Annotated in this window: 17 protein-coding genes and 1 pseudogene; 10 read left to right on the top strand and 8 right to left on the bottom strand. The window is 56.2% G+C overall.

The features are described 5' to 3' along the window. Positions 1–20: 20 nt before the first annotated feature. From KNN17_RS00085 to KNN17_RS00105, 5 genes are all read right to left on the bottom strand, one after another. The gene (locus KNN17_RS00085) at positions 21–629 is read right to left on the bottom strand and encodes an LPXTG cell wall anchor domain-containing protein (RefSeq protein WP_241706807.1); all 609 of its coding nucleotides are present in this window, start codon (positions 627–629) and stop codon (positions 21–23) included. Positions 630–815: 186 nt separating this feature from the next. Further along, entirely contained in the window at positions 816–2,522 is a 1,707-nt protein-coding gene (locus tag KNN17_RS00090) for a DUF4012 domain-containing protein (RefSeq protein ID WP_241706810.1), read from the bottom strand. Positions 2,523–2,703: 181 nt separating this feature from the next. Further along, positions 2,704–4,017 carry a UDP-glucose dehydrogenase family protein gene (locus KNN17_RS00095; protein WP_241706811.1) on the bottom strand — a complete coding sequence of 438 codons (1,314 nt, stop codon included), beginning with the start codon at positions 4,015–4,017 and terminating at the stop codon, positions 2,704–2,706. A gap of 61 nt (positions 4,018–4,078) precedes the next feature. Further along, positions 4,079–5,518, bottom strand: a complete 1,440-nt coding sequence (locus KNN17_RS00100) for a sugar transferase (RefSeq protein ID WP_241706814.1) — start codon at positions 5,516–5,518, stop codon at positions 4,079–4,081. Positions 5,519–5,685: 167 nt separating this feature from the next. Next, positions 5,686–6,804: a glycosyltransferase gene (locus tag KNN17_RS00105; protein ID WP_241706816.1), complete on the bottom strand. Its 1,119-nt coding sequence runs from the start codon at positions 6,802–6,804 to the stop codon at positions 5,686–5,688. A gap of 1,026 nt (positions 6,805–7,830) precedes the next feature. On the opposite strand from KNN17_RS00105, the gene KNN17_RS00110 reads away from it, so the two are divergent. From KNN17_RS00110 to KNN17_RS00140, 7 genes are all read left to right on the top strand, one after another. Further along, positions 7,831–9,267 (top strand): oligosaccharide flippase family protein, encoded by a 1,437-nt coding sequence (locus tag KNN17_RS00110; protein ID WP_274619630.1) that lies wholly within the window; start codon positions 7,831–7,833, stop codon positions 9,265–9,267. Positions 9,268–9,544: 277 nt separating this feature from the next. Beyond that, positions 9,545–10,243 carry a glycosyltransferase family 4 protein gene (locus tag KNN17_RS00115; protein WP_241707147.1) on the top strand — a complete coding sequence of 233 codons (699 nt, stop codon included), beginning with the start codon at positions 9,545–9,547 and terminating at the stop codon, positions 10,241–10,243. Continuing rightward, complete coding sequence (locus tag KNN17_RS00120) at positions 10,236–11,408, top strand: glycosyltransferase family 4 protein (protein WP_241706818.1); 1,173 nt, start codon at positions 10,236–10,238, stop codon at positions 11,406–11,408. The genes KNN17_RS00115 and KNN17_RS00120 overlap by 8 nt, the downstream gene beginning before the upstream one ends. Positions 11,409–11,412: 4 nt before the next feature. After that, positions 11,413–12,468 carry a glycosyltransferase family 4 protein gene (locus KNN17_RS00125; protein ID WP_241706819.1) on the top strand — a complete coding sequence of 352 codons (1,056 nt, stop codon included), beginning with the start codon at positions 11,413–11,415 and terminating at the stop codon, positions 12,466–12,468. A 319-nt stretch (positions 12,469–12,787) separates the two neighbouring features. After that, positions 12,788–13,648: a glycosyltransferase family 4 protein gene (locus tag KNN17_RS00130; protein WP_350309753.1), complete on the top strand. Its 861-nt coding sequence runs from the start codon at positions 12,788–12,790 to the stop codon at positions 13,646–13,648. Between the two features lie 299 nt (positions 13,649–13,947). Further along, positions 13,948–14,835: a glycosyltransferase gene (locus tag KNN17_RS00135; RefSeq protein WP_241706822.1), complete on the top strand. Its 888-nt coding sequence runs from the start codon at positions 13,948–13,950 to the stop codon at positions 14,833–14,835. 230 nt (positions 14,836–15,065) lie between these two features. After that, on the top strand, positions 15,066–16,430 hold the full coding sequence (locus KNN17_RS00140; protein WP_241706824.1) for an O-antigen ligase family protein: 1,365 nt from the start codon (positions 15,066–15,068) through the stop codon (positions 16,428–16,430). Here KNN17_RS00140 and KNN17_RS00145 read toward each other — a convergent pair. Continuing rightward, on the bottom strand, positions 16,427–16,873 hold the full coding sequence (locus KNN17_RS00145; protein ID WP_241706833.1) for a transposase: 447 nt from the start codon (positions 16,871–16,873) through the stop codon (positions 16,427–16,429). The genes KNN17_RS00140 and KNN17_RS00145 overlap by 4 nt on opposite strands. A 151-nt stretch (positions 16,874–17,024) precedes the next feature. On the opposite strand from KNN17_RS00145, the pseudogene KNN17_RS22750 reads away from it, so the two are divergent. Next, positions 17,025–18,225: pseudogene (locus KNN17_RS22750) on the top strand (ISL3 family transposase); the annotation flags it as partial. Between the two features lie 437 nt (positions 18,226–18,662). Here KNN17_RS22750 and KNN17_RS00155 read toward each other — a convergent pair. Beyond that, complete coding sequence (locus KNN17_RS00155; RefSeq protein ID WP_443627208.1) at positions 18,663–20,180, bottom strand: polysaccharide biosynthesis tyrosine autokinase; 1,518 nt, start codon at positions 20,178–20,180, stop codon at positions 18,663–18,665. A gap of 328 nt (positions 20,181–20,508) precedes the next feature. Between KNN17_RS00155 and KNN17_RS00160 the strand changes: the two genes are divergently transcribed. After that, positions 20,509–21,531 (top strand): glycosyltransferase, encoded by a 1,023-nt coding sequence (locus KNN17_RS00160; RefSeq protein WP_241706835.1) that lies wholly within the window; start codon positions 20,509–20,511, stop codon positions 21,529–21,531. A gap of 50 nt (positions 21,532–21,581) precedes the next feature. Then, positions 21,582–22,412 carry a glycosyltransferase gene (locus tag KNN17_RS00165; protein ID WP_241706837.1) on the top strand — a complete coding sequence of 277 codons (831 nt, stop codon included), beginning with the start codon at positions 21,582–21,584 and terminating at the stop codon, positions 22,410–22,412. A gap of 371 nt (positions 22,413–22,783) precedes the next feature. Here KNN17_RS00165 and KNN17_RS00170 read toward each other — a convergent pair whose 3' ends face one another. Next, positions 22,784–23,248 carry an Lrp/AsnC family transcriptional regulator gene (locus KNN17_RS00170; RefSeq protein WP_078107783.1) on the bottom strand — a complete coding sequence of 155 codons (465 nt, stop codon included), beginning with the start codon at positions 23,246–23,248 and terminating at the stop codon, positions 22,784–22,786. Positions 23,249–23,252: the final 4 nt, after the last annotated feature.

Genomic DNA, 23,252 nt, shown 5'->3' on the forward strand with positions numbered 1-23,252 from the left:
CCCCTCCTTTTGTTTAGCGTCTAGGCTGCTGCTACGGGTTCGTTCTTTGCGCGGCGGCGAACCACCACTACGGAGGCCGTGCCGGCGACGAGTGCGCCAGCGCCGACCAAGCCCCAAAGAATCAGGCTGGAGTCGACGCCGGTGTTGGCCAGGCCGACGCCACCGGTGTTTGCCAGTGCTGCTCCACCCGTGTTTGCCAGAGCGGCCGGTGCGGCCGCAACGACGGTCGCCGTGACGGTGTGCCCGGATTGTGCGCCCACTGCGGTCAGCTGGTAGGTACCTGCTTCGGTGAGCGTGACCGGCACAGCGAAAGCGCCGTTGGCGTCGGCAGTCGTATTTACTTCGGTCGGAGCGAGCGAAAGCGAGCTGCCAACTGCCATGACTGCCGCGCCTGCGCCGGGTGCTGCTGCACCTTGCGGCCCGCCGGGTGCTGTGATGACGATGGTGATTCGGATGGTTTCGCCGGGCTTGAAGCCGGTGCCGGAGAAGGTGATGGTTGCGCCGGGCGTAACGATGGAACCTGAGACGGTGCCCGGTGCTGGCGCCGGGTAATCAACGGCCATTGCTGGAGCCGAAGCGGAAAGTGCGATGCTGCCCGCAAGCGCGATCGCTGCAAGTGATTTCTTCAATTTTTGTCCCCCTGAGACCTTGGTACGTGCTTGAGACCTGATGCGCAATTCATTGGTGTTGACGTGATTTCATCCACCACGAACACGTGAACTGAAATCTGAGACCTACCCAAGAGAGAAGCTACCATCCTAAGGGTACTTACCGCAAAGTTAATCCAAAGTCGTTACAAAGGGTTAACGTGCCGTCTATCCTGCGGCGCCGCATGTTTCCGATTTGGTGGGGAGAACCACCTTGTCAACGGATTCGACGGTTGGTGTCACGACCACTTCGGGTTGGTTGTGCTGCACGATCTTTCCGAAGGTGAATTCCACGGTGCTGCTTTGCCCTGGTGCCAGCCGCACTGAAAGGGTTGCAACGGGCCTATTGTCGTGTTGCTGTGCGCCGAAGGGGACTTTGTTCCCATCTTGGGTAGCCATTACCACCTGGGACTGGGCGGGCCCGTACGCGATGACGTTGCTTTGGGCGGTACCGGCCGGCACACCAAAGTTTCCACCTCCAGTTACGTATGCCGGCAACGATGTGGCCGCATCGGCCGGTGCGGTATTGGTGCTGGTGATCCGCAGTTTGACGGTTCCATAGCCGTCGGCGGCAGTGCATTGCTGGACGAGCTGAACAGTGCGTTTCACGTAGTAGTCCATTTTTGCACCAGTGCCGTCATTGAAGTATGCGCCGAATTGGGCCGCCGGCACGCTGGGGCCGGAAATGGAGCCGCTAAGTGGGTACTTCCCGAGAACGGACTGTTCGGCCGCGTCCGCTGACCAGAGCAAGATCCTGTGTTCTTCTACGCCTTTCCCGACTCCGGCGAGGAGGCTCTTCGCCTCGCCCTTACCGGAGGAGAGAGCACCGAAGACGTCCTTGGCCACAGCCCCAAAGTAAGCGTCCTGCACGTTTGGTTCCTTGATCTGGGCGTAGACATCCGACAGCAGGGTCTTCACCACGTTCTTACCCGACAGCTGGCTTGGAAGTTTCCCCCTAGTCAGTGCTAAGAGTTCGGGGTCTTGAAGATTGACCGGACCTGTGGCGTCCAAAATGTAGCCGAGAGCAACCGGATCGATTGAAATGACGCCGTCCAGGCGTGCTCCCTTTTTCTTCTCCCACATTTTGAGAGCTGTAGAAGCTGCAGTGGGAAAGTCAGGGGTGAAATTGACATCCTGCATGAACATGCCCATGCGGGAACTGTAGATGCGCTCCTGCTCGTCGTCTACCGGTATCGGGGGATCGAATGTGCCCAGTGCACCCCCGTTGCTCTCACCGGAGAGGCTGATCTTGCCTTTGTCCGCCGTGACTACCACCAACGCGCCAGAAATCCCTCCGGAAGCGCGGGCTTCGGCGTTGTTTTGCACGAGGAGCAAATAGTGTCGCGGTTTTTCAGCTCCAAGCATCGCGGGAGCGAGGCCTGCGGCATCGGCAGCTGAGTCCAACTCTTCTGCAGCGGACCCGAGCTGTTGCCTTGCCGTCGTCAGTGGTCCGACTATTTGGGGGAGGAGACCCGACGTGTCTATTCCGTCAAGCCGATGGGCGGAGACACGCACGGCATTTGCGGCGGAGGCAACTGTGGGGGCGGCTTTTCGAATAGGCCCAAGGTCGGTTCCGGTTCCGTTCGGGATCAGTTTGTCCCAGTTGACCGAGTCGTAGACCTTCACGAGGGGTGTGACGCCAAGCGATGCGACGTCGTCGGCCGAGCGGGCGATTTCAGCAGTTGCCGAGAAGTTCGAGCCGATCCACGGCATGGCCGACGCAAGAGACCAGAGGGGGTCGCCAGCGGCATCGCGGGCAGCCGCTGTATGCCGTCCTAACTCGACGGCTGCGGAGGAAGCATCCTCGGGACGGTTTTGAAGAATGCTCTCTTTCAGTTTTGGCACCAGCTGGGCGGAGGCCTCAAGTTCTGACATAATTGTTGTCGCCTTCTCGCTAAGCCACAATACGGCGGTTACGCCGATCACGAAAAGGGCACCGATGCAGATTCCAACTGTCCAAAGCCGACGGCGGCGCTGGTTGGGCAGCGATTTCGCTCTTTTCCGGCGGCGTTCGGGTTCGACTTGAACGGTCTCGGATTGTCGAGTGTTGGCCATGCTAGGGCCTTCCAAGTCCACGATATTGCCAGCCTGCTGTGCGCCACTTGGCTGGGTCTAATACGTTTCGACCGTCAAGGATTTTCAATCCGATGACGCCGCTGCCGACCTCGTAAGGATCAAGTTCCTTGTACAGCGACCATTCGGTGAGCAGGAGCAGCACATCGGCTCCCATAATCGCTCTATCTAGATCCGGCTCATACTGGAGCTCGGGGAATCTTTTCGCGGCGTTCTCCAACGCTTTAGGGTCGGTGACGGTAACAACGGCGCCTTGGAGTTGGAGCTGTGCTGCGATGTTAAGGGCCGGAGAGTCGCGGACGTCATCGCTCTCGGGTTTGAATGCGGCACCGAGCACTGTGATGCGCTGCCCCAGAAGGCTTCCTCCGCAGAGATCCCGTGTCAGCTCCACCATTCGAGTGCGTCGGCGCATGTTGATGGAATCCACTTCCCTCAGGAACGTCAGGGCTTGATCGGCTCCGAGTTCACCGGCCCTTGCCATAAAGGCACGGATATCCTTCGGGAGGCATCCTCCTCCAAATCCGATGCCCGCGTTAAGGAATTTGCGTCCGATTCTGTCGTCCAAGCCGATTGCGTCGGCCAGCCTGGTGACGTCTGCGCCCGTCGCTTCGCAGACTTCAGCCATCGCGTTGATAAAGGAGATCTTGGTGGCCAGAAACGAGTTTGCGGCCGCCTTGACGAGTTCGGCCGTCGGGTGATCGGTCACCAATCGAGGGGTTCCCGCGGAGAGCGGAACGGCGTAAACATCGTCCAGAATAGAAACAGCAGCGTGATCTTCCGAGCCGTCAGTGACGCCGTAGATCAAACGGTCAGGTGAGAGGGTGTCTTGGACGGCATGACCTTCGCGCAGGAATTCAGGGTTCCACACGAGATGGGCCCCAGGCTCACTTTCGGAGAGGATGTCAGCTAAACGGGAAGCGGTTCCCACAGGGACTGTGGACTTTCCAACCACGATGGCGTCTGGTCCCACGTGAGGGAGGAGCGCTTCCACGGCGGCATCCACATAGCGCATGTCGGCGCCGTTCTCTCCTTTCTTCTGGGGTGTTCCCACGCAGATGAAGTGGACGGCGCTACCGGCGGCCGCGGACATATCTGTGGTGAACGACAGCCTCCCAGTGTCCTGAACGTCCCGGAGGAGGGCATCCAACCCGGGTTCAAAGAACGGGGCTTTGGCAGTGGAAAGCTTACTGATCTTCTGCTCGTCCACGTCGATGCCAACCACGTCGTGACCGAGTTTGGCCATGCAAGCCGCGTGTACGGCGCCGAGATAGCCGCATCCGATGACTGAAATACGCATTATGTTGCCTTCCACATAACCAGAATGACGGCACTGCGCCGCGGGCCGGATCGGATCCAGATCAGACCGCTCCGGTGCTTCTAAATACTGCTTTAAAAGTCCTAAATAGGATTATCAGGTCACCCATCAGCGACCAGTTTTCCACATAGTAGAGGTCGAGTCTGATGCTCTCTTCCCAACTGAGGTTCGAACGGCCGCTCACCTGCCACAGGCCGCTCATACCGGGACTCACATAGAGCCGGCGGTGTGCGGCGTCATCGTAAAGGGCCACCTCGCCTTCTCGCTGAGGTCTCGGACCTACCAGGCTCATGCTGCCCCCAAGCACGTTAAAAAGTTGTGGCAACTCATCCAGTGAATATTTGCGAAGAATCCGTCCAAGAGGAGTGATCCGGGGATCCTCCTGAACCTTGAAAAGTGGAGTGTGGCCCGAACCCTGGGCTGACAGAAGGGCAGTAAGTTCGAGGTCCGCATCAATCTTCATAGAACGGAATTTCACCATGCGGAATGTCGTACCCCCGAGACCGATTCTTTCCTGACGGTAGAACACTGGACCCCTATCAGCCAGCCAAATCAACAACGCCAAGAGTAAAAAAATCGGGGAAAGTGCGGATATCATCAGCCCCGCAATGGCAAGGTCAAAAGTCCGTTTGGCCACCTTCTTGCCACCAGTAAGCTTTGGTGTCGATACGTGTATCAAGGGAAGACCGGCCACGGGTTGAGTATGAATTCTTGGACCTGCAATGTCGGTGAGTGCAGGAGCCAAAATCATTCCGATGTCTCGCGCAGCCAATTCCCAACCAAGCTTGCGAAGGTCTCGCGGATGCATGTTCACACCGGCCGATAGCGCGACCGAATCGACTTCCGATTCGAGAATGACGGCGAGGATACGCTCAAACTCCGTGTCCACCCCGGTCACGGGCACGGATACGTCGGACAACATGTTTCGGTCGGCTGGGGCCCCAGGCAGGTGGGCGGCGACTGGAACATAACCCGCTTCGGGCACGCTCTGAAGTGAGCGAACGAGGTGAGCGGCCGAGTGACGGTCCCCGATGATAAGGACTCGTGAACTGCTTCTGCCAAGTCTCCGTTCGAGGCTGAGGTGCTGCCGGACGAGCCATCGCGCCGCGAGAAGCCCAACGACACCGGCTGGGAAGGCCAATCCCACAAATCCGCGGGCGATATCAATTCGCAAAGCGTAGGAAACGACGGCCACGAATCCGAAAAGCCACGCCGAACCTGCCAAGACTCGCTTGTACTCTTCCGTTCCGGAGCCGAGGACCTTGGATTCTCTGGATCCCCAAAACTCGAGTACGAGCCACCAAGCAACAGCCAGCGCTATTGCCAAGGAAAAATAGTCTATGTCGTGTGTTTGGCCGGCGCCAAAGTCTGTGAATCCGAACCGTATGCCAAAGGCCCCTGCAACAGCCCAAAGGACCACAAATCCGTCTGCGAGCCTGAGGCGCCTTGCGTACTTCGATCGCCACGTCGCAATTCTCTTCATAACTCGGGCTTCCCCAAGTCGAGTCTGCCGAATCAAGAGTGTCCTCCCTCGGCATCCTTAGGTCGTGTTAGCGATCCTGGACGAATGCATAACGTCATGCGTTCACCTCTGACCTCTCGCGATTATTGGCCTTAACTGTTGGCGCTCTGCCTTGTTTCGCAAAGACGTCAGCCTGCTTGACCGTCGACCCAAGCGCGGATCTCCTCGAGAAACCGCTCCCTAGAGAAAGCCCGAGCGCGCGAACGGACTGCCTCTCGGTCGATCTCGTGGATTTGACCGATGGCCTCGGCGATTGATTCTGGGGTCAATCTCGACAAGAGCAAGCCTGTCACCCCGTGGACGACCGTCTCGGCGGCGCCGCCCTGGCTGTTGGCTATGACTGGAGCGCCCGCCGCCATAGCTTCAACTGGCATAATGCCAAAGTCCTCGATCGGGGGAAATATGAACGCGCAGGACATTTGGTAGAGCGCATACAGAAGGTTAGTGCTCGGGGAAATAACGAACTCGACCTGGACTTGCGCCTTCGCGGCGAGGGCTCTTAGCTCTTCCTCACATGGTCCTAAACCTGCAATGACAGCTGGCACTCCCGCCAGATCGGCTGCCTTTATGACCAGATCCAGTTTCTTATACGGGATAAACCTCGATGCGCCAAGTACAAAATCTTTTGGAAGTCGATCTACCAAAGCTCTCTCATCGTGGGTCAGACTGGTCCTCCAGTCTGGAACTGACTGTATATCCATCACATCAACGGGCGGGTATATCACGGGGGCCTCTCGACCCCAAGCGGCAGCGATTCTCTCTTTTACGAAGTGGCTGTTGGCTGCGAACTCGACTTCGCGGTCATTGGCCCGCCGGCGGTCGATCGCCTTGAGGACGGGTGAAATTATCCGAGCCAAAGGATGATGGCCCCGGGCGTCAAGGTCTGGAACCCAGATATATCTCGCAGGTGTGTGAACATAGACAAACTTACGTGGGCTTCCGACGTTTCGCGGGAAGAACGCATGGTGGGCGAACAGATGAGAACTAACGAGCATCCAGTCCAACTCGGATTGAGACCGAAGCCGTCGCCAGGTGAAGAGCATTAGCGGAAGTGCCAGAGCCTTATGCCTGCGGAGTGGAGTGCGGCTTAACCAGGTTTCATTGACCCTTCTTACAGGGAAACGTTGCGGGGCGTCGTTCCAGAGGCAGTGGATATCGGTGTCTGGAAACGCCTCGGCCATTGCATCCAGGACTTTTTCCGATCCGCCGTTGACATCGATCCACTCGTGGACCAAAACTCCCTGCATTCCGAGCCCCCATCGGTGTGTATTCAGAGTGCCCGTCGCCCCTTGCCTCCCCGAGGCAGCGATCCTAACGACGGCCCTGTGTCTTTCGCCCAAATCTTAGCCTCATATGTGCCGATCTTGGACTCGGATGCATTTTTCGACTCGGACATGACGACACTGTTTTGGTCATGTCCTTTGAAACCAAAATACCCGATAAGATGACGGGCATCTGCATTTGAGCCTGAGCGGTCAGCTGGACTTGACCAGCGCAGGTGAGTCGCAACGGGGGTAACTGGCACATGCATTCCACGGAAGATCGGCGGGCTGCGCCGTGCTCTCTACGCCGTCGGGACAGGCAAGGTGCGCCTCTGGTCGGGCGGATCCCTTCCACGTTCTTAGGACACGTCCGTGAACGTTAAGAAGGCGATTCAGCGCCGGATTAGGTACGCTGCCGAAGTCACTTTCAATTGGGTTGGCACCTACGTTCCATCACATTTCGTGCGGCAGCATTGGATGGAGACAGCAGGATCATCGATAGGGCTCGGCTCGTCCATCTTCATGGGGACCAAGATCTTCGGGGCCGACAAGTTGCGCATTGGAGCTGATACCTCGATTGGGTTTAGGTGTGTTCTTGACTCAAGAGGCGGTCTAACCGTCGGTGATCGGGTGGTTGTTGCGAGTGATGTCCAGATCATCACGGGGTCCCACGACGTCCACTCTGATGGCTTTGACGCAGTGTTCCTGCCGGTTGACATCGGCAACTCTGCGTGGATCGCTTCCCGAGCCACGATTTTGCAGGGAAGCCGGATCGGCGAAGGGGCCGTTGTGGCCGCGGCTTCGTTAGTTCGGCAAGATGTTCGTCCCCGCGAGATTGTAGCGGGGGTACCAGCCAGGAGGGTCGGTGAGCGGTCGTCGAGTCTCAAGTACAACCCGAGGTATCGGCCAGCGTTTTACTAGCGGTCTTGATCGACCGGTTGGCTTCGAGAAGTGGTCGCCGGGTCACGCCCATGAAAGGAAGTCGTCGTGCCTAAGCGCCGGGACGTAACCATGGGTTCACTCGTGCAACTCGTAATTCGTGTTGCGGGAATGTTTAGTGGGGCGCTTGTCGCAGCGTTGCAAGCGAGGTCACTGTCTGTCTCCGACTTCGGCAGTCTATCCATAATCTTTTCAATTAACGCGATGGCAATAATACTCAGCGACCTGGGCATCATGAACACCGCCATTCGGCGGCTCTCCGCCGAGCCAGACAACCGCGCCAAGATAGTTAGCGGCCTTCTGACTTCGAGATTCTTGGTCGGCGTCCTACTCTCACTTCTAGGAATCGCGACTTCAACCTTCCTCATTCGGACTCCGGAAGGGATCTCTACTGCGGTTTTGGTCCTCGCTACACTACCACTGGGGTCTTTGACCGCTATGCAGGCGCTCAGCCAAGCCAACTTGCATTTCGCCGCCGTGAATTCTCTGCTCGTCCTCCAAAACTTCCTTTGGCTCGCAGCGGTTTCCATCCTCTCGCTTGTCGGCGCCGGTCTGGCGCAGTTTGGACTTGCCTTCCTTTTGTGCGCAGTTGTCCAAGGAGCAACAACCTGGGCCCTGTGCGGAAACGGTCTGAGGTTTGATTGGAGAGCTGGAACAAAGGAAGCTTGGCCGTTGGTTAAGCAGGCCCTTCCTTTAGGGCTTGGGTCCTTGGCTGTGACTGCGTATTACCGCTTAACTGGAATCATCTTGTACGCAGACGGAGGCCCAGAGTCAGCAGGGAGCTTCTCGGCAGCATTTCGCTTTCTTGATGTCCTTCAGGCCATCCCGGCGACCCTCAGCGCAACGCTTCTGCCCCTGATGGCCAGAAGTTTCGCAATGCGGACACGAGATCGGGCTGAAACGGTTTGGCGGTTGGCGCTCAAGTTATTGCTGACATCAGCGGTGATGGCCTCGCTGTTTGTAGGTCTGCTTGCTGAACCGATAATCGATCTCCTCTACGGGAAGGAATACTCGGAATCTGCAAGTCTCCTGGGTATCTTGATGCTCGCGTTTCCTCCCGTGTGCATGGGGTGGCTTCTGACCGGCGTGATTACTGCGCATGGGCAGGTCAAGGCTTATTCTCAGCTCGTTTTCTCGGTGGCTCTTCTAAGTGTTGCCGCGTCACTCCTCTTAATTCCAGAGTTCGGCGCCAAGGGCGCGGCTTGGATCTCGGTCGGCACTGAAACACTGGTGATGGTGCTGCTGATTGCACTGGTGTATCGCACCACCCGACTGGCGATTCCTGCTGCGACTGTTTTGCGAGTTCTTGGGGCTGCCGCCGTAACCGCAGTGGTGACTATTTATCTCCGGCAATTCGGTCTGGTCTTGACGATCATTCTGGGTGGCACCGTTGCGGCGGGATTGGTGATGTTATTTAGGGTTGTCACATGGGCTGATATGAAAACGCTGCTACACCGAGCAGATGTGCTCGAACCAGCAAAAGAAGAGGAAGTTCAGCATGCCAAGTAGAGTGCGACTCGCGATCGTGAGCCCTGACCCATCTGATAACTCTCAGGGTGTTGAGAGGTTTTGCCACACGCTTAGAGACAGTATTTCGCCTTACATGATTGATGGAAGCGTAATCGCAGAAGCGAGCTTTCGTCCCTCGGAGTACGATGTAGTCTTGACGAACGCACTAGTGTCGGTAACTACGAGACTTCCCAAAATCCATGTCTATCATGGATGCCACGTTCCTCAAATTATGCGAAGTCACGCGGAGGCCTCTGTTCAGTGGCGCTTGAAATTCATGATCGAGGCCGCTTTTCGAGAGATAAAGAACGGACTGGGCGCCAATCGTGTTTCTGTTTCAAACAGTTGCGCTAGTGAGCTCAAGAGATGGTACCGCCTGAGCAGTCACGTTATTGAGAATGGTATTGATACCAAAGTTTTTAGTGAAAGTGATCGAGAGGATGCGAGAGATCGGCTTGGTATTCCGCAAGACGGCCGAGCGGCCCTCTTTGTTGGGCGCCCCGAATGGAGGAAACGGCCAGATATTGCCATCACCGCGGCCCGAGAAAACGGATACACGCTATACCTAGCGGCTGGGCGGCCGTATGAGGGAATGCATTGGTTGGGGAAGCTCTCACCAGAACAGCTCTCGATTGCCATCGCCGCGGTTAACGTTGTTTTGATGCCGACCCAGTACGAGGCATGTTCACTGGCGTTCCTGGAGGCGTTATCGGTGGGTACTCCCGTGGTCACGACCGATGCGGGATGGGTCCCGGACCTACTAAAGGCCGTTCCAGAATATTCCGCACTGGTTTCGCCAATTAATGATACTGGTCGTTTCACAACTGCCTTGCGCGAAGCTGATAGGAACGATCATGGAATTTCAAAGGCGAGCCGTTTTGTGCGAAATAACAATAGTCTTGAAGCCTTTGGGAAGGCATGGTCAGAATATATTCACGGGGTTCATCGTGCGAAGGATGGAGAGCCGAATGGTTAGTCCAACAGCCGGACCCGCTGAGATGAAGAATTCGGTTACCGTTGTTGGTCGCTACTACAACCAGCAAGGTGGGGTCTCAAATGTAATGGCCCAACTGGCCACTCGAGCTTCTTCTAAGTATCGGGTGTCCGTTGCAGCAAATGAGTATTTGGATTGGAATTCAAATCTCCACAAGGTGCCCGTACCGATGATCACTAAACCGGCTTGGGCTCAGATTCCAAGTTTTGCCGCAGCGGCACGTCCTAGAGTAACGGCTTCATTACCAGACATTATCCACGCGCACGACCCTCAGCTTATTGGCGCTGACATATATACCGCGCATAGCTGCTTTAAGGGCTACATCGGTGGTCAACGACTTGCGGCCGATATCCCAAGAAGATTCTTGAGCCACGTATTCCCCCCGCATGTTGCCGGCATCATGATGTCCAATCTCGCGTATCGCTCAGGCTCAAAGATTGTGGCGGTCTCAGGATCGATTAAGTCGGAGCTCATTCGAGAACACGGCATCGCTCCAGAGAGGATCCATGTTGTATATAACGGCGTCGATTTGGAAAAATTTAAGCCCTCTGGAAGACCTGAGGCTAAGCAGCGCCTGTCGAGGGAAATCGGAGTCGATCTTCAAGAGAAGGTTGTGTTGATTTTTGTAGGCTATGAATTTGAGAGGAAACGACTCGGCGTGGTTTTGAGAGCGTTGTCCAGTGTTGGGTCGGATGCGTGTCATTTACTAGTCGTTGGCGGTGCTGATACCACGAAGTATCGAGCCTTGGCTAACGAATTGGGCGTGCAAGGAATGACTACATTTCTAGGGCATCGAGAGGATGTTCCAAACCTTCTTCGAGCGTCGGACATCTTCGTCTTCCCAACCAAATATGAAGCGGCAAGTTTGGCGATCTTAGAGGCCGCCGCTGCCGGGTTGGCGATGATTACCACGGACGTCGCCATGGCATCTGAGGTTTTCACGGACGGTGCCGACGCATTACTTGTGCCAAACTCGGACTCTCACGCGGCCGTTTCCAAGTCCTTGACTCAGCTCATCGATGACCGTGACCTTAGGCTTCGGCTGGGAGACTCGGCTAATGCTCTAGCGCAAGACTTTGGGTGGGACAGTATCTGGAGTCAGTATGACGATATCTATTCAGAAGCTCTGAGCCGTAAGAAGCGTTGACGCCGTGAAGTTATTCAAAGGAACCGTAGAGGGCTGGCCGGCTCGATCGAACGCGGCCCATAACCCATTCCAAACTTTGCTAAGCGACGCTATGCAGTTCCTTGGCTGGGAGGTTCGTGAGTTTTCGCCCCTGAAGTCGCTGGTGAGACGTGCAAACCTCTGGCATTGGCATTGGCCGGATGGTCAATTCAGCCAGCGTAGCCGATTGAGCGCCTGGGCACGTTTAATTGCCTTGCTCGTGCTGCTGCAGAAAGCCCGATTATCTCGCACGCCAATAGTATGGACAGCTCACAACCTTCGGGGCCATGAAACCGGCAATCGGAAGGTAGAAGAAATCTTTTGGCCCATTTTCTATCGTCAGGTCGCGGGTGTGCATTATATAAGCGAGTCGTCGCGAGCACTGGTCGTTGAGCACTATGCGGATCTGGCGGGGAAACCGTACACCGTCACGAACCATGGACACTACAGAGATGTTTATGGAGAAGCCTTTTCGAAGAGTGTTGCGAGGACGGCTTTGAAACTCGACGCGGACAAGCGAACTGTGGTGTTCTGCGGCAAGGTGCGAGCCTACAAGGGTGTTACGGATCTGATTCAGGCTTTCCGATTGTTATCCTCAGATGGCATTCAGCTCGTAATCGCAGGAATGGCAACTGACGACGAGGAACGCCTCGTCCGCGATGCTGCAGCAGGCGACCCCAGAATCACGCTCTGTCTGAAATTGCTAAGCGATGAAAAGATCAAGGAATTTGTATGCGCAGCTGACTTGGTCGTTCTGCCTTATCGAAAAATAGTGAATAGCGGAAGCGCCCTCCTTGCATTGTCCTTGGACCGTCCTGTATTCGCTGCGAACAAGGGTTCCATTCGCGAGCTCGCGCATGAAATCGGACCTGAGTGGGTAATGACATACGAGGAGCTCACACCCGAGGGACTTGCCTCAGCGCTGGAGGCTGCCGTTGAGACTGACGGATCATCACCGGATCTGAGTGCCTATAGCTGGGCCAAAATCGCGTTGGAAGTCTCAGATCTATATACCAAAGTCAGCTCATCAGTTTCGCGTTGAGTGGGCCTGCACGGCCGAAGAAAAGGAGTGACATCGTCACATGAGGCAAAAGGTCTTGGTAGTTACCGTTGAACCGCTTTGGCCTTCAACGCATGGGGGCAGGGTCAGGACAGGCAAGATAGTCGAAACATTGGCTGGCGACGGGTTCGACGTGCGAGTCGCATACGCCAGGCGACCGGGAGTTCGTTCTGGCCCGGCTCCGTGCGGAGTGGAACAGGTCGACCTGAAGTGGTCACCCGTGAGTCCATTGAGAAGGCTGACTTGGCTACCATGGCTCGGTGTCTTTACGCTTCCGCGGTTCGACGACCTCCAGGTTCTGGTGGCCAGTTTCCAGCCCGACTTCATCTATTGGAGTCACTCTTACCTTGCAGCTGTTGGATCAAGAAAGCTTGAAACCTCTGCGTATCAAATCGTGGAGTTTGCAAACATCGAACGCGACCGCTTCTTGTCAATCTCGAAGCGAGGGACTCTTAAGCATCGCGCATCGGCATTCGTAGAGTTTCTCAAAGCATGCCGATGGGAACGTAGGATTGCACGAGGGATGGATCTGTGCGTTGCCATTTCTTCAACGGACGAGAAAGTCCTCAACAGCTTCGGCGGTAAATCCGTGTTGGTAGAAAATGCCCTACCAGGGAGCCCTTGGCAGCTCTCGCCCGACGATGCCGTCGTGATGTCGATCGCTAATTGGGACTATGGACCGAATCGGGAGGGAATGACTTACTTCTTAGACACAGACTGGCACACCGTATTGGAGGCTCTGCCGGAGGCCAAGCTGGTCTTGGCAGGGAACGGTTCCGTCGAAATCGCGGAGAGATTTAGCCATCTGAACAACGTCGCCGGAGTTGGTTTTGCTGATGATTTGACTGAGCTCTTCAATAATTCGACCTTGTTCCTCGCTCCCGCACGTAGCGGGGCCGGCCGACAGCTGAAAGTGGCTGAAGCTCTAGGGCATGCGAGGGCCGTTGTCGGGCCACCCTTCTTGAATCGGGAACGCAGACCAGGACTGCCGGATGATGCCATCAACGGATCAGACGATGTCGCGGCTGAGATTATTAGAAAGATCCAGAACCTCAATGATCGTCACATCGTGGAGAAAAAAATCGCTCAATACGCTTTGCAGCACGACTGGCAATTCGAGACTGCATCATTGCGTGGATGGATGAAAGGGAAGCAGGCCTAATGCGAATTTTGGTGCTCTCGACAGCCGACTGGGACCATCCTTTCTGGACGAACAAGCAACATGTAACTACGGCGCTCGCTTCACTCGGTCACGAAGTTTTGTATGTTGAAAGCCTCGGCATACGTTCCTTCAGCCGAGAATCTGTTCAGGACGCTACGAGAGTGTTTCGGAGACTTAGACGGTTTTTGAGACGCCCACGGTCGGTGGCGCAGTCCATCCACGTTGCTTCTCCTTTGGTAATCCCGCTTTGGTCTAGAAAACGCGTTGTCGCCCTAAACCGGATCCTAATGCGCCTTCAAATGTGGTTTTGGAAGGTCAGTTGGGGCAAGTGGGACGCAATCTGGACCTACAGTCCCATCACGACCGCGGCGATCTCAGCCGATTCACGCCCGGTTTTATATCACTGCGTCGACAACATCGCCGCCCAGCCCTTGATGCCCGCCGAAGCCATCGATCGTTACGAAACGGAACTGGTTCATACAGCCGATCTCATTTTTTCGACCGCTCCAGATCTTACCGACCGCCTGCGTCGGATGGGCGCCGATAACGTCATTGAACATACAAATGTGGTCGACTTTGAACACTTTGGTAAGGAATACCGGATGCGTGATGATTCGGAGTCTTCGAGGCGTCCAAGTCCAAGAACGATTGGGTTTGTAGGAGCGCTCAGCAGATACAAAGTCGACCTGCAACTACTGAGGCGCGTCGCGGAAAAATATCCGGATGCGGACGTTGTGCTTATTGGCCAGATCGGCGAAGGCCAGCCTGGTGAAACACTCGCAGAGCTGAAGGATCTCACGAACGTAAAGCTCCTTGGCCCGAAACCCTATAGTGAATTGCCGGGGATAATCTCGACTTTCGATGTCGCGCTGCTTCCGGTACCGATCAACCCCTACACCAGGTCAATGTTTCCCATGAAGTTCTTCGAATACCTCGCATGCGGAATACCGGTCGTGTCTACGAGAATTCCCGCGTTAGAGAAGTTCGGAGACTCTGCTTTCATCGCAGACACTGACGAACAGTTCGTCGAGTATGTGAAGGTAGCCTCCACGGTTTCACGGAATTGGCGCGATAACGCTCGGACGTTGGCATCCAAATATACGTACAGAGAACGAACTGCCGAAATGTGCTGTATGCTGGATCGGCTGTTAGCCTCCAAGTCTGGTTCGGTCGATGGGACCTTGTGAGAGAGCAGTTGTTGAGGTGGGTGTCGCGATCACGACTCCGAGTAGGTTCGGAATAACGAACTCTGGATTGGATTATTATTCCAGACATGTGGCTCCCACCTGTTTGAGAAGTCCGGCAGCTATGTGCGATGTGGGGCGTTATGATAACTGAATTGCGTGCCCGTGTTGAAGGGAATGATAGCGGTCGGAATGTCCGTCGGATCTTTTCCGGAGGGATTTCGGATCCGATTATGAGTTTCGTAGCTGTTTTCATAACGATTATTATCGCTGCAATCGGGGCATTTGGGGCAACTACCTCAACCGGATTGATGGTTATTGCCGCTGTTGTAGGTTGTGCTGCACTTTTCTGGCGACCTTTACTTTTTTCGACACTCGCTTTGGTTGTGTGTCAAGAGATAAATCCTAAGTTTGGCCAAGGCGGTCTAACGGTCTTAGGCTACCAATTCTATTTTGTAGAGTTCGGAAGCCTGCCAATTGTTTTCTATTTCTTCGTCGCGGCTGCGGTCGTAGCAGCCATAAAATACGACTGGTCGGACAAGCTTAGCGCTGCATCCGACAAGCGACCGCTCTTGGTTATACTAATATTCTTGGCTTTGTCGATCTCAATCGGACTTTTCGCCGGTTTGAATATCCCCTCAGTGTTTGGCCAAGTCGCTCGCCCGCTCATGCTTTTTCTACTCGCTTGGCTCGTAGGTGCATACTCTCCGCAGGAGGCCGGTGGTAAATCCCTTGCGGTGGTTGTTGGACTGAGCATGGTCGGGCTGGCGATGGTTGGTCTTCCGGTAGCGGCGACGGGTGGCGGATTGAGTCTCGGCGGCCGGCTTGTGTACTATGACACGGCTACGGCGGCGGTTGCTGCAGCCGTTCTCTTGGCAATTCTTCGCCAACGCGCTCGGTCGGCGGTGACGGTGGCTGCCGCGATTTGCTCGGCGGTCGTTTTGCTGGTGTCTTTTAGGAGATCAGTCCTTGTCGCGCTCGTGTTGATATTACTGCTAACTGGCCTGGTCAATAGAGCGTTTCGCAGAGTGATTTTAAGGGTGATCGCGGTTGGCACTGCTTTAGTACTTTTGGGCCTGTTGACCGTTCAAAACCTGATTGTTTCCTTCTGGGATCGTATTGTTTCATCGTACGAGACACTAGGCGGTGCCGCTTCGGATGAATCCACCCAGGGGCACGTTGATGACATTAGAATTGGTTTAGATTATGCGTTTGCCAATCCAGGGGGATACGGTCCAGCATCGCCCCAGCTTCCTGGCTTTCTAACCCAGGGGTCGAGTATATATGTTCATGACGAGGTGCTGCTGAATTGGCTTCGTTTTGGGCTGACAGGCCTCGTACTAAGTGCCGTAATCATCTATATATTTACCAGGACATCGTTCGCGGTTGTTTTGCGTCCTAGATTGGAATTTAGCACAATATTTTATTGTGCAGCATACTTTATTCCGATCTATCTGATTGCATCTTTCACTGCACCGTTCATGATGACAACTTCGCGGTGGCCTGCGTTGCTCGGTATCGCGTTCGGGATACTGTCCCGCGCTTCGACGAATGGTCTTTCGGTTCAAGGTCTCGGACGCCAAAACACTAAGTTCTAAGAGTTTGTCGTATTTGAGTGTTTATCTGGGTCCTGAATCTGCTGGTCTCGAGGAATGATCGGCTGGTATTGCTCGGCGGGTCGTGGAAGCTGAGGTGGGCTCGCGGTGATGTTTGAGGGCTCTTCACGGTTCGTGGGGAAATAGATCCCTGGGATGGGCGTCATGCCGCCGCCCGGGCAGCACTTCTCAAGAGAATAACCGATTTGTAGTTGGCGGGGTTGCGATAGCCACGGGCGGTGCGCTTGATATTTTTTTGTGGCTGTGTTGTTGGCTTCGACCTTGCCCGTCGTGGCGCCGGTAAAGATCAGTACCTCAATCTCTTTCCACCACCTGCAGAAGGTGCGGTAGAGCCTGTTCGTCTCCGGTCGAGCGGCTGCCTTGACCAGTTCTTCGAGTTCTTTCTTCGCCGTCGCGGCGTCTTCCAGGGAGCCGGTGCGCAGCAAGACCCGCAGCTGTTCCTTGACCCTCCACCACCAAAGCGGCTCTCCGTGGTTCGTGGTGAAACGGATTCCGTGTCTTGAGAGCTGAAGGGCTCGTAGCCCTGCTGTGATGGATGTTCTCTACGCATTCATCAAGAGTCAGGAGCTACGAGCTGAGGTCCTCGCTTTCGGGCAGCGGCGGGTCCGCGTCGAAGCCACGGCCGAGGCCGGGTGCCCGTGCTGTGGCGTCATCAGTACCCGCGTGCATTCACGCCGCCCCCAACGCCTGCGTGACATCCCGGTGGCCGGCCCGGTCGAAGTGATCTGGTCCAAGTGGAGATTCTTCTGCGATGAGTATCTGTGCCCGCGGCGGACGTTCGCGGAGGAGACTGCCCAGGTGCCGCGCCGCGCCCGGTCCACCCGCCGGCTTCGCGATGCCCTCGTGTCCGCCGTCATTGGATCCGGAAGGGCCGCTGCGGAAGCGGCCGCATCGTTCGGCGTCTCATGGTGGCTGGTCCAGCGGGCCCTGGATTCCGCGGCGCTGACACTGCCCGATGTCGACGGCCTGGCGCCACGGATGCTCGGCATCGATGAACACCGCTACCGGTCCGTGCGGTTCTTCCGGGATCCCGAAACGAACGCCTGGAAACGGTACTTACCCTGGATGACGACTATTGTCGATCTGGACAGCGGACAAGTGCTCGGGATCGTGGACGGGCGTGACAGTGAGGGCGTCGGGGACTGGCTGTTCGCCCGGCCGCTGCAGTGGCGTCTGGGCGTGCAGGTCGTCGCGATCGACCCGTCAGCGGCATTCCGCAAGGCACTGCGGATGTGGCTCCCGCGCACCGCGGTCTCGGTCGACGCGTTCCATTTGGTCAAGCCCGGCGCTCGACATGCTCACCGAAGTCCGGCAACGACTCACCCAGCAGGTCCACGGCCGGCGGGGACGCTCCATCGACCCGGTCTGGGCCAACCGACGGCTGCTCCTGCGCGGCGCCGACACGCTCTCGGACCGGGCACGGAACAGGCTCAGCACCGTGTTCGCCACCGGGAAGCTGCAGGCTGCGTGGCTGGTCAAAGAACAGCTCCGGACGCTGCTCGCCACCGGGTCTCTTGCCGACGCGGCCGCGGCGAAAGACCACCTGAAGGAACTGGTCGAACGAGCCGCGCAGCCGGAAACGAACCGGCTCTGGCGCACGATCTGCCGGTGGTGGAAAGAAATCGAAGTCCTCATTGTCACCGGTGCGACCACGGCGAAAGTAGAAGCCAACAACACAGCCATCAAACACATCAAACGGACAGGCCGGGGATTCACCAACGCACGCAACTACAAGACGCGTATCCTGTTGCGCAGTGCCGCCAAACCAGCGGCATGAACATCCATCACGGCAGAACAATCACCACGAACCGTGAAGAGCCACCAAAGCCGGCCTCCACAACTAGGTCAATCTCGCCGATGACGGAGTCCGCTACCTGAGCCAGTCCGAGGGGGTGACGGCCGCATTCCTACCGGCAGGCCGGCGCCGAAAACGCCCGAGAGCGAAGACTGCTTCGGCTCGCATTTTTCCGCGCGACTCGCGGCCAAATGCCCCCACAGAGGGGACACCCGTCGTCGCGAGTGTTCTCGTCAGCATGGACCGAACGTGATCGCTCGTTGGCTGGGTTTGTGACATGCCGTCACTTCGTCGCACGGTTAGCAGTCGAACGGTTCGACCGAGCAGACCGGGGGGCACCGTCAAGCATCGACTAACTGCTGCATATGTAGGGCAGTCCCAGAGAGACTGCTGCTTTCTCCCTAGGGCCGTGGCGGATGTTATCCGCGCCTCAACCGGTCTGACGGGAAATGGGAGGCCGGCCTCGACTCCTCAGTGACATCAGGATCACCTGAATCCAAGACCCATTGGTTGAGCGACTCCGGTCGTTCGCGCGATTCGACACGGAAGGATCCTTGCTTCGGTCGCTCAGTGTCGGCGTAGTACCCGTAGGCGTATGAATCCGGCCCCTTCGCCGGGAGGCGGTTCAGCACTACACCTAGGATTTTCGCATCTACCAAGCGAAGCGCGGCAAGTGACTTCTCAAGATCGTGTTGACGAATCTTTTGAACGCTGGCTACCACGACTACTCCGCCAACGTGCTGGGAAAGAACAGCGGCATCAGTCACGGGGAGGAGAGGAGGCGCGTCGATAATCACAGAATCAAACGACTGTTCAAGCCTAGAGATCAAATTCTGCATTTCGCCGGATCCCAGAAGTTCGCTCGGGTTTGGTGGGATCCTTCCTGATGTGAGAACGAAGAGGTTGTCTTCCCCCCAAGGCTGCATGAGGTCGGCGACATCCGCGTCCCCAACCAGAGCGGTCGTAAGGCCAGCGTTTCGATCGAGCCCGAGGTATTCATCGACCATAGGACGACGGAGGTCGGCGTCGACAAGGCATACGGTTTGCCCAGCCTGGGCGAGAGCTATTGCGAGGTTGGTTGCCGTGGTGCTTTTCCCCTCCCCAGGAAGCGAAGAAGTAACCAGAATGGTTTGTGCATGGCCAGCAACGTTGGCGAATTGAAGATTGGTTCTCAACTGGCGGAATGATTCGGCTCGCGGGCTTTGTGCCGGTGCTTGGGTCAGTAGCGGTTTTTTAGTCGCGTCTTGATCGAACGAGATTGCCCCTAGCAAAGAGGCCTCGGTCACTCGGCGGAGGTCGGCCTCGCCCCGGATCCTGTTATCGAGATGTGCACGCAGGATGGCGGAGCCGATACCGGCTGCCAGTCCAATCAAGAGACCGAGAACCAGGTTAAGCCGAGTGTTTGGAGCAGATGGCGCGGTTGGCGCCGTCGCCGGGCTGATGATAGAAAGGCTAACAGGCGACGATCCGCCGGTTTTTGGCCTCTCCAAGGAGTCGACGGCGGAAATAAGGCTCTTAGCCACAGCTTGGGCGATCGCTGCCGCTTGAACTGGAGAACTGTCAGAGACGTCGATGTCGATGAGCACGGTGTTCAGGTCAGTCTTGGCCTGTACCTGGTTGGCCAACTCCTCGGGCGAAATTGTCAACCCCAGAGCGTCGATAGCGGGCTGCAGCACGATCGGAGAGTCGACTGTTTTGACATACGACTGCACTCGCGCCTGACTGAACGTGTTGCCCTGCTGGAGTTCTTGAATTGATCCAGAGCTCTGTATTGCAACGAACAGTTGAGTCTTTGCCGTGTACGTCGGCCGGATGAGCACAGACGCGGCGCCGCCGACCAAGATACCAACAAGCGCTGAGGCGATGATCAAGATCCAGCTTCGGCGTGCGATGCGAAGGTAATCGCGTAGGTCCAAATTGAGGTCCCCCTGAGTCAATTGCTATGGCTGGCGCCCGCAGGCACGACCTAGGAAATGTGATGTGCGTGCTGTCACTCCAATAGTAACTGTCCTCATTGCCGACTCCGTCACGGTACAGCTCACGTTTCGGAAGCTATCCGAGACGGTCACACGGGCACCCGACTGTGAATTGCTGTCAGCGGCGCCAACCCGGGCTCAGACTAGTCTGATCAAGGACCACGTCGGTGGGGCAACGGTCGTTATGATTTGCTCTCGCGCCTCCTCCCCGGGCTGAGTAAGACTTTTTTGACGGTTCATGCGAAATGTTGGCCATAGCTCCTTGCTCGAGTACCCCTAGAATCGAGCCATGCGCATCTGCTGCCTGAATAACTACCCACTCGACAAAATGTGGAGAATGGCCGATCAAGGCCGTATACCGCGGCAACACGCATGGGGAGTGGATACTCTTTCGTCGGCGGGTCATGAGATGATTTTGGCGCCCTTCCAAGAACCGCACGAACGCGGTCTGCTGGCTAAGTTCTCTGGGAAAACCAGGTATGCTCTCGGCCAGCTGGATCAAGAAGCCTTCGCTCTTGGCACGGAAGCTGATATTTACTACTCGGCCGACCAGGGGAGCGCAAGAGCGCTTCCCTTTTTGAGAAGACGTCCAGTCATTTCGGTGATGCACCATTCCCTTCAACCTGGCGCATTGAGCAACATAAGTACCAAACTGCATGCTGGTTTCATCTGTCTCTCGGAGCATGTCCGCTCGTGTCTTCCGATGCGTGTCAGGCGCAGGTCGATCACGCTCCCATGGGGACCGGAACTCAACAGTTCCCTTTATGAGTCCAAAGACGAATCGCTTGGCATCGTAAGCGCGGGTAAGTCGAATCGGGACCTTGCGACGCTTGTTCAGGGATTAGCCCGATCCGGCGACGCGGCGGTCGTTTACGATCCTGCGGAACTTATCTCGGACCCACCTTCCAACGTTCATCTGGTGCGGCCGGGCCTTTCTGAAGAAGATCCTGCCTCGCCCGGAGTGTACTTAGCGAGAAAGGTCATCGGTGACATCGCCAGGGCAAGCGTTGTGGCCGTTCCGGCCCTGTTGCCGAATCGATTGACCGGTTTGACGGAAATAAATGATGCGCTGGCGTTAGGGAAACCTATGATCGTGACACGTTCCCGTTTCCTCCCCCTCGCTATAGAAAGGTCTGGCGCCGCCATTTTTGTGGATCCCGGTGACATCGATGGCTGGGTTTCAGCCTTGAATCTCCTAAGGGACGAAGGACTACGGAGGGAAATGGGACAGCGCGGACGCGAATTTGCCGAGAAGAGCTGGAACTACTCTCTTTGGGGGGAAGGGCTGAGAACCTTCATAGAAGAGATTTAGGGAGACGCGATTTTGGTCTGTAACATTCGACATAAAGGGTGCGGGATATCATGACTGACTTCGATCATTTCTTGTTGACCCGTTTCAATGCCCGACAGGGCCCTGCGCGGGCCGGTGACGGATGGCTGCGTCATCGACTAGAACTTTTTGAAGACCTCTGTCTGCCCTCTGTGAGGGCGCAGTCAAGCGATTCCTTCAGGTGGCTAGTGTTTTTCGACTCTGAACGCGATCAATGGTTCCAGCGTGAAGTCGACAGGCTTTCCGAAGGTGCGTTTGAGCCGATTTGGGTGGATGGCGCGCTCACCACGGACCTAATTTCTGATGAGGTTCAGGGAAGATCATCCTCCCCGTGGCTAATCACCACCCGTGTGGACAACGATGATGCTGTTGCCAAGGATTTTATTGAACGTATTCAGCATGAGTTTGCTCGTCAGGATTTTGAATTCATCAACTTCAACTCCGGCCTTCAGCTCGCAGAGGACGGAGCCGTGTTCAGGTGGACGGACCTATCGGGTCCGTTCATATCGCTTATCGAGAAAAGATCGGTAGACGGCGCGCCCAGAACAGTCCATATTGACGGGCATGACAAGCTGACAAACTATGGGAACATTCGAGGCCTCGATCCGCATCCCATGTGGCTCCAAATGATTCACGGAAAGAACCTTGCAAACGAGGTTCGTGGAATCCGGACATCGCCGAGGCAACTCTTGGAGCACTTTGTTGTACACCGGACTGCGACTCCGATTTCAATGGTCTCACTTCGAACTGCGCAGCTAAGAAACATTGTCAAACTAGTCGCTCGTGTTCTAAGACACCCTCGCTTCATGCGTCGAGCGGTGTCTATTTTACGGAGCCGAATCCTTGGACAGTGGAGGGAGTGATTATTTTGCCATGTCAGCCAACGTACCGACATGGACGGCCGCCCTTTCGCGGAAGGCGTTGGGCCGATGAATGTTTTGGTGGTATCGATCTAGTCGGCAACGGAGAGAAGTGGCTCAATTTCTAATGTCTGAAAAGGCTCTGATCACGACTGCTGCGATTGTCACGGGTACGTTTGTGACGGTAATGCTCGTCTTCGTATACGTTGCATTTCCGGCTCTGCAAGAAACTGCCCCAGCATGGGGCAGTTTGGGGATTCTGCTCGGCCTGTTATCGATGGCAATCATCACGCAACGGTCCGGCACTGCTCGGCGTTCGTTGTGATTGCCTGAAAGGGGAAGTCCTAGGTCGTGTGTTGAGGCTGGATACAGTCCTACCTCGTATCCAAGTCCTCGAACACCAAAAACGTCTGCGTGTCCTGCACCCCTGGCATTGACTGCAGTCTGTCGAAAATGACCCTGCGTAGGTGAATATTGTCGGTGGCGCGGACCAGCAGGATGACGTCGAAATCTCCACCCACCAGTGCGATGTGCTGTACCTCCGGAATGAGCCGAAGCTCTTCACGAAGCTCGCGCCAGGAGTGCTGTTGCACTTTGAGCGTGACGTAGGCCGATGACTTCAAGCCGGCCTTGATGGGGTCCACCAGCGCGGTGAACTTTGTGAGCACGCCTTCGCCCGTCAGCCGGGAAATTCTTGAGTACGCGTGCGCCCGGCTGATGTGGACGTTTTCCGCCACCTGGGTAACCGACATGCGGCCGTCCCGCGTCAGCTCGGCAATGATGTCCCTGTCCACTTGGTCGAGAGGAACCTCTGCCTGATCCGCTTCGACCTCGGCCATTGCA

Origin of the sequence: Arthrobacter bambusae, from assembly GCF_022606295.1 — a bacterium.
Taxonomy (GTDB): domain Bacteria; phylum Actinomycetota; class Actinomycetes; order Actinomycetales; family Micrococcaceae; genus Arthrobacter; species Arthrobacter bambusae_A.

What these genes read in the sequence shown, in the direction of transcription:
- KNN17_RS00090 (WP_241706810.1), bottom strand. Translation starts at nt 2,522, where the DNA reads ATGTCAGAACTTGAGGCCTCCGCCCAGCTGGTGCCAAAACTGAAAGAG.
- KNN17_RS00095 (WP_241706811.1), bottom strand. Translation starts at nt 4,017, where the DNA reads ATGCGTATTTCAGTCATCGGATGCGGCTATCTCGGCGCCGTACACGCG.
- KNN17_RS00100 (WP_241706814.1), bottom strand. Translation starts at nt 5,518, where the DNA reads ATGAAGAGAATTGCGACGTGGCGATCGAAGTACGCAAGGCGCCTCAGG.
- KNN17_RS00105 (WP_241706816.1), bottom strand. Translation starts at nt 6,804, where the DNA reads ATGCAGGGAGTTTTGGTCCACGAGTGGATCGATGTCAACGGCGGATCG.
- KNN17_RS00110 (WP_274619630.1), top strand. Translation starts at nt 7,831, where the DNA reads ATGGGTTCACTCGTGCAACTCGTAATTCGTGTTGCGGGAATGTTTAGT.
- KNN17_RS00115 (WP_241707147.1), top strand. Translation starts at nt 9,545, where the DNA reads ATGATCGAGGCCGCTTTTCGAGAGATAAAGAACGGACTGGGCGCCAAT.
- KNN17_RS00120 (WP_241706818.1), top strand. Translation starts at nt 10,236, where the DNA reads ATGGTTAGTCCAACAGCCGGACCCGCTGAGATGAAGAATTCGGTTACC.
- KNN17_RS00135 (WP_241706822.1), top strand. Translation starts at nt 13,948, where the DNA reads ATGTGGTTTTGGAAGGTCAGTTGGGGCAAGTGGGACGCAATCTGGACC.
- KNN17_RS00140 (WP_241706824.1), top strand. Translation starts at nt 15,066, where the DNA reads ATGAGTTTCGTAGCTGTTTTCATAACGATTATTATCGCTGCAATCGGG.
- KNN17_RS00160 (WP_241706835.1), top strand. Translation starts at nt 20,509, where the DNA reads ATGCGCATCTGCTGCCTGAATAACTACCCACTCGACAAAATGTGGAGA.
- KNN17_RS00165 (WP_241706837.1), top strand. Translation starts at nt 21,582, where the DNA reads ATGACTGACTTCGATCATTTCTTGTTGACCCGTTTCAATGCCCGACAG.
- KNN17_RS00170 (WP_078107783.1), bottom strand. Translation starts at nt 23,248, where the DNA reads ATGGCCGAGGTCGAAGCGGATCAGGCAGAGGTTCCTCTCGACCAAGTG.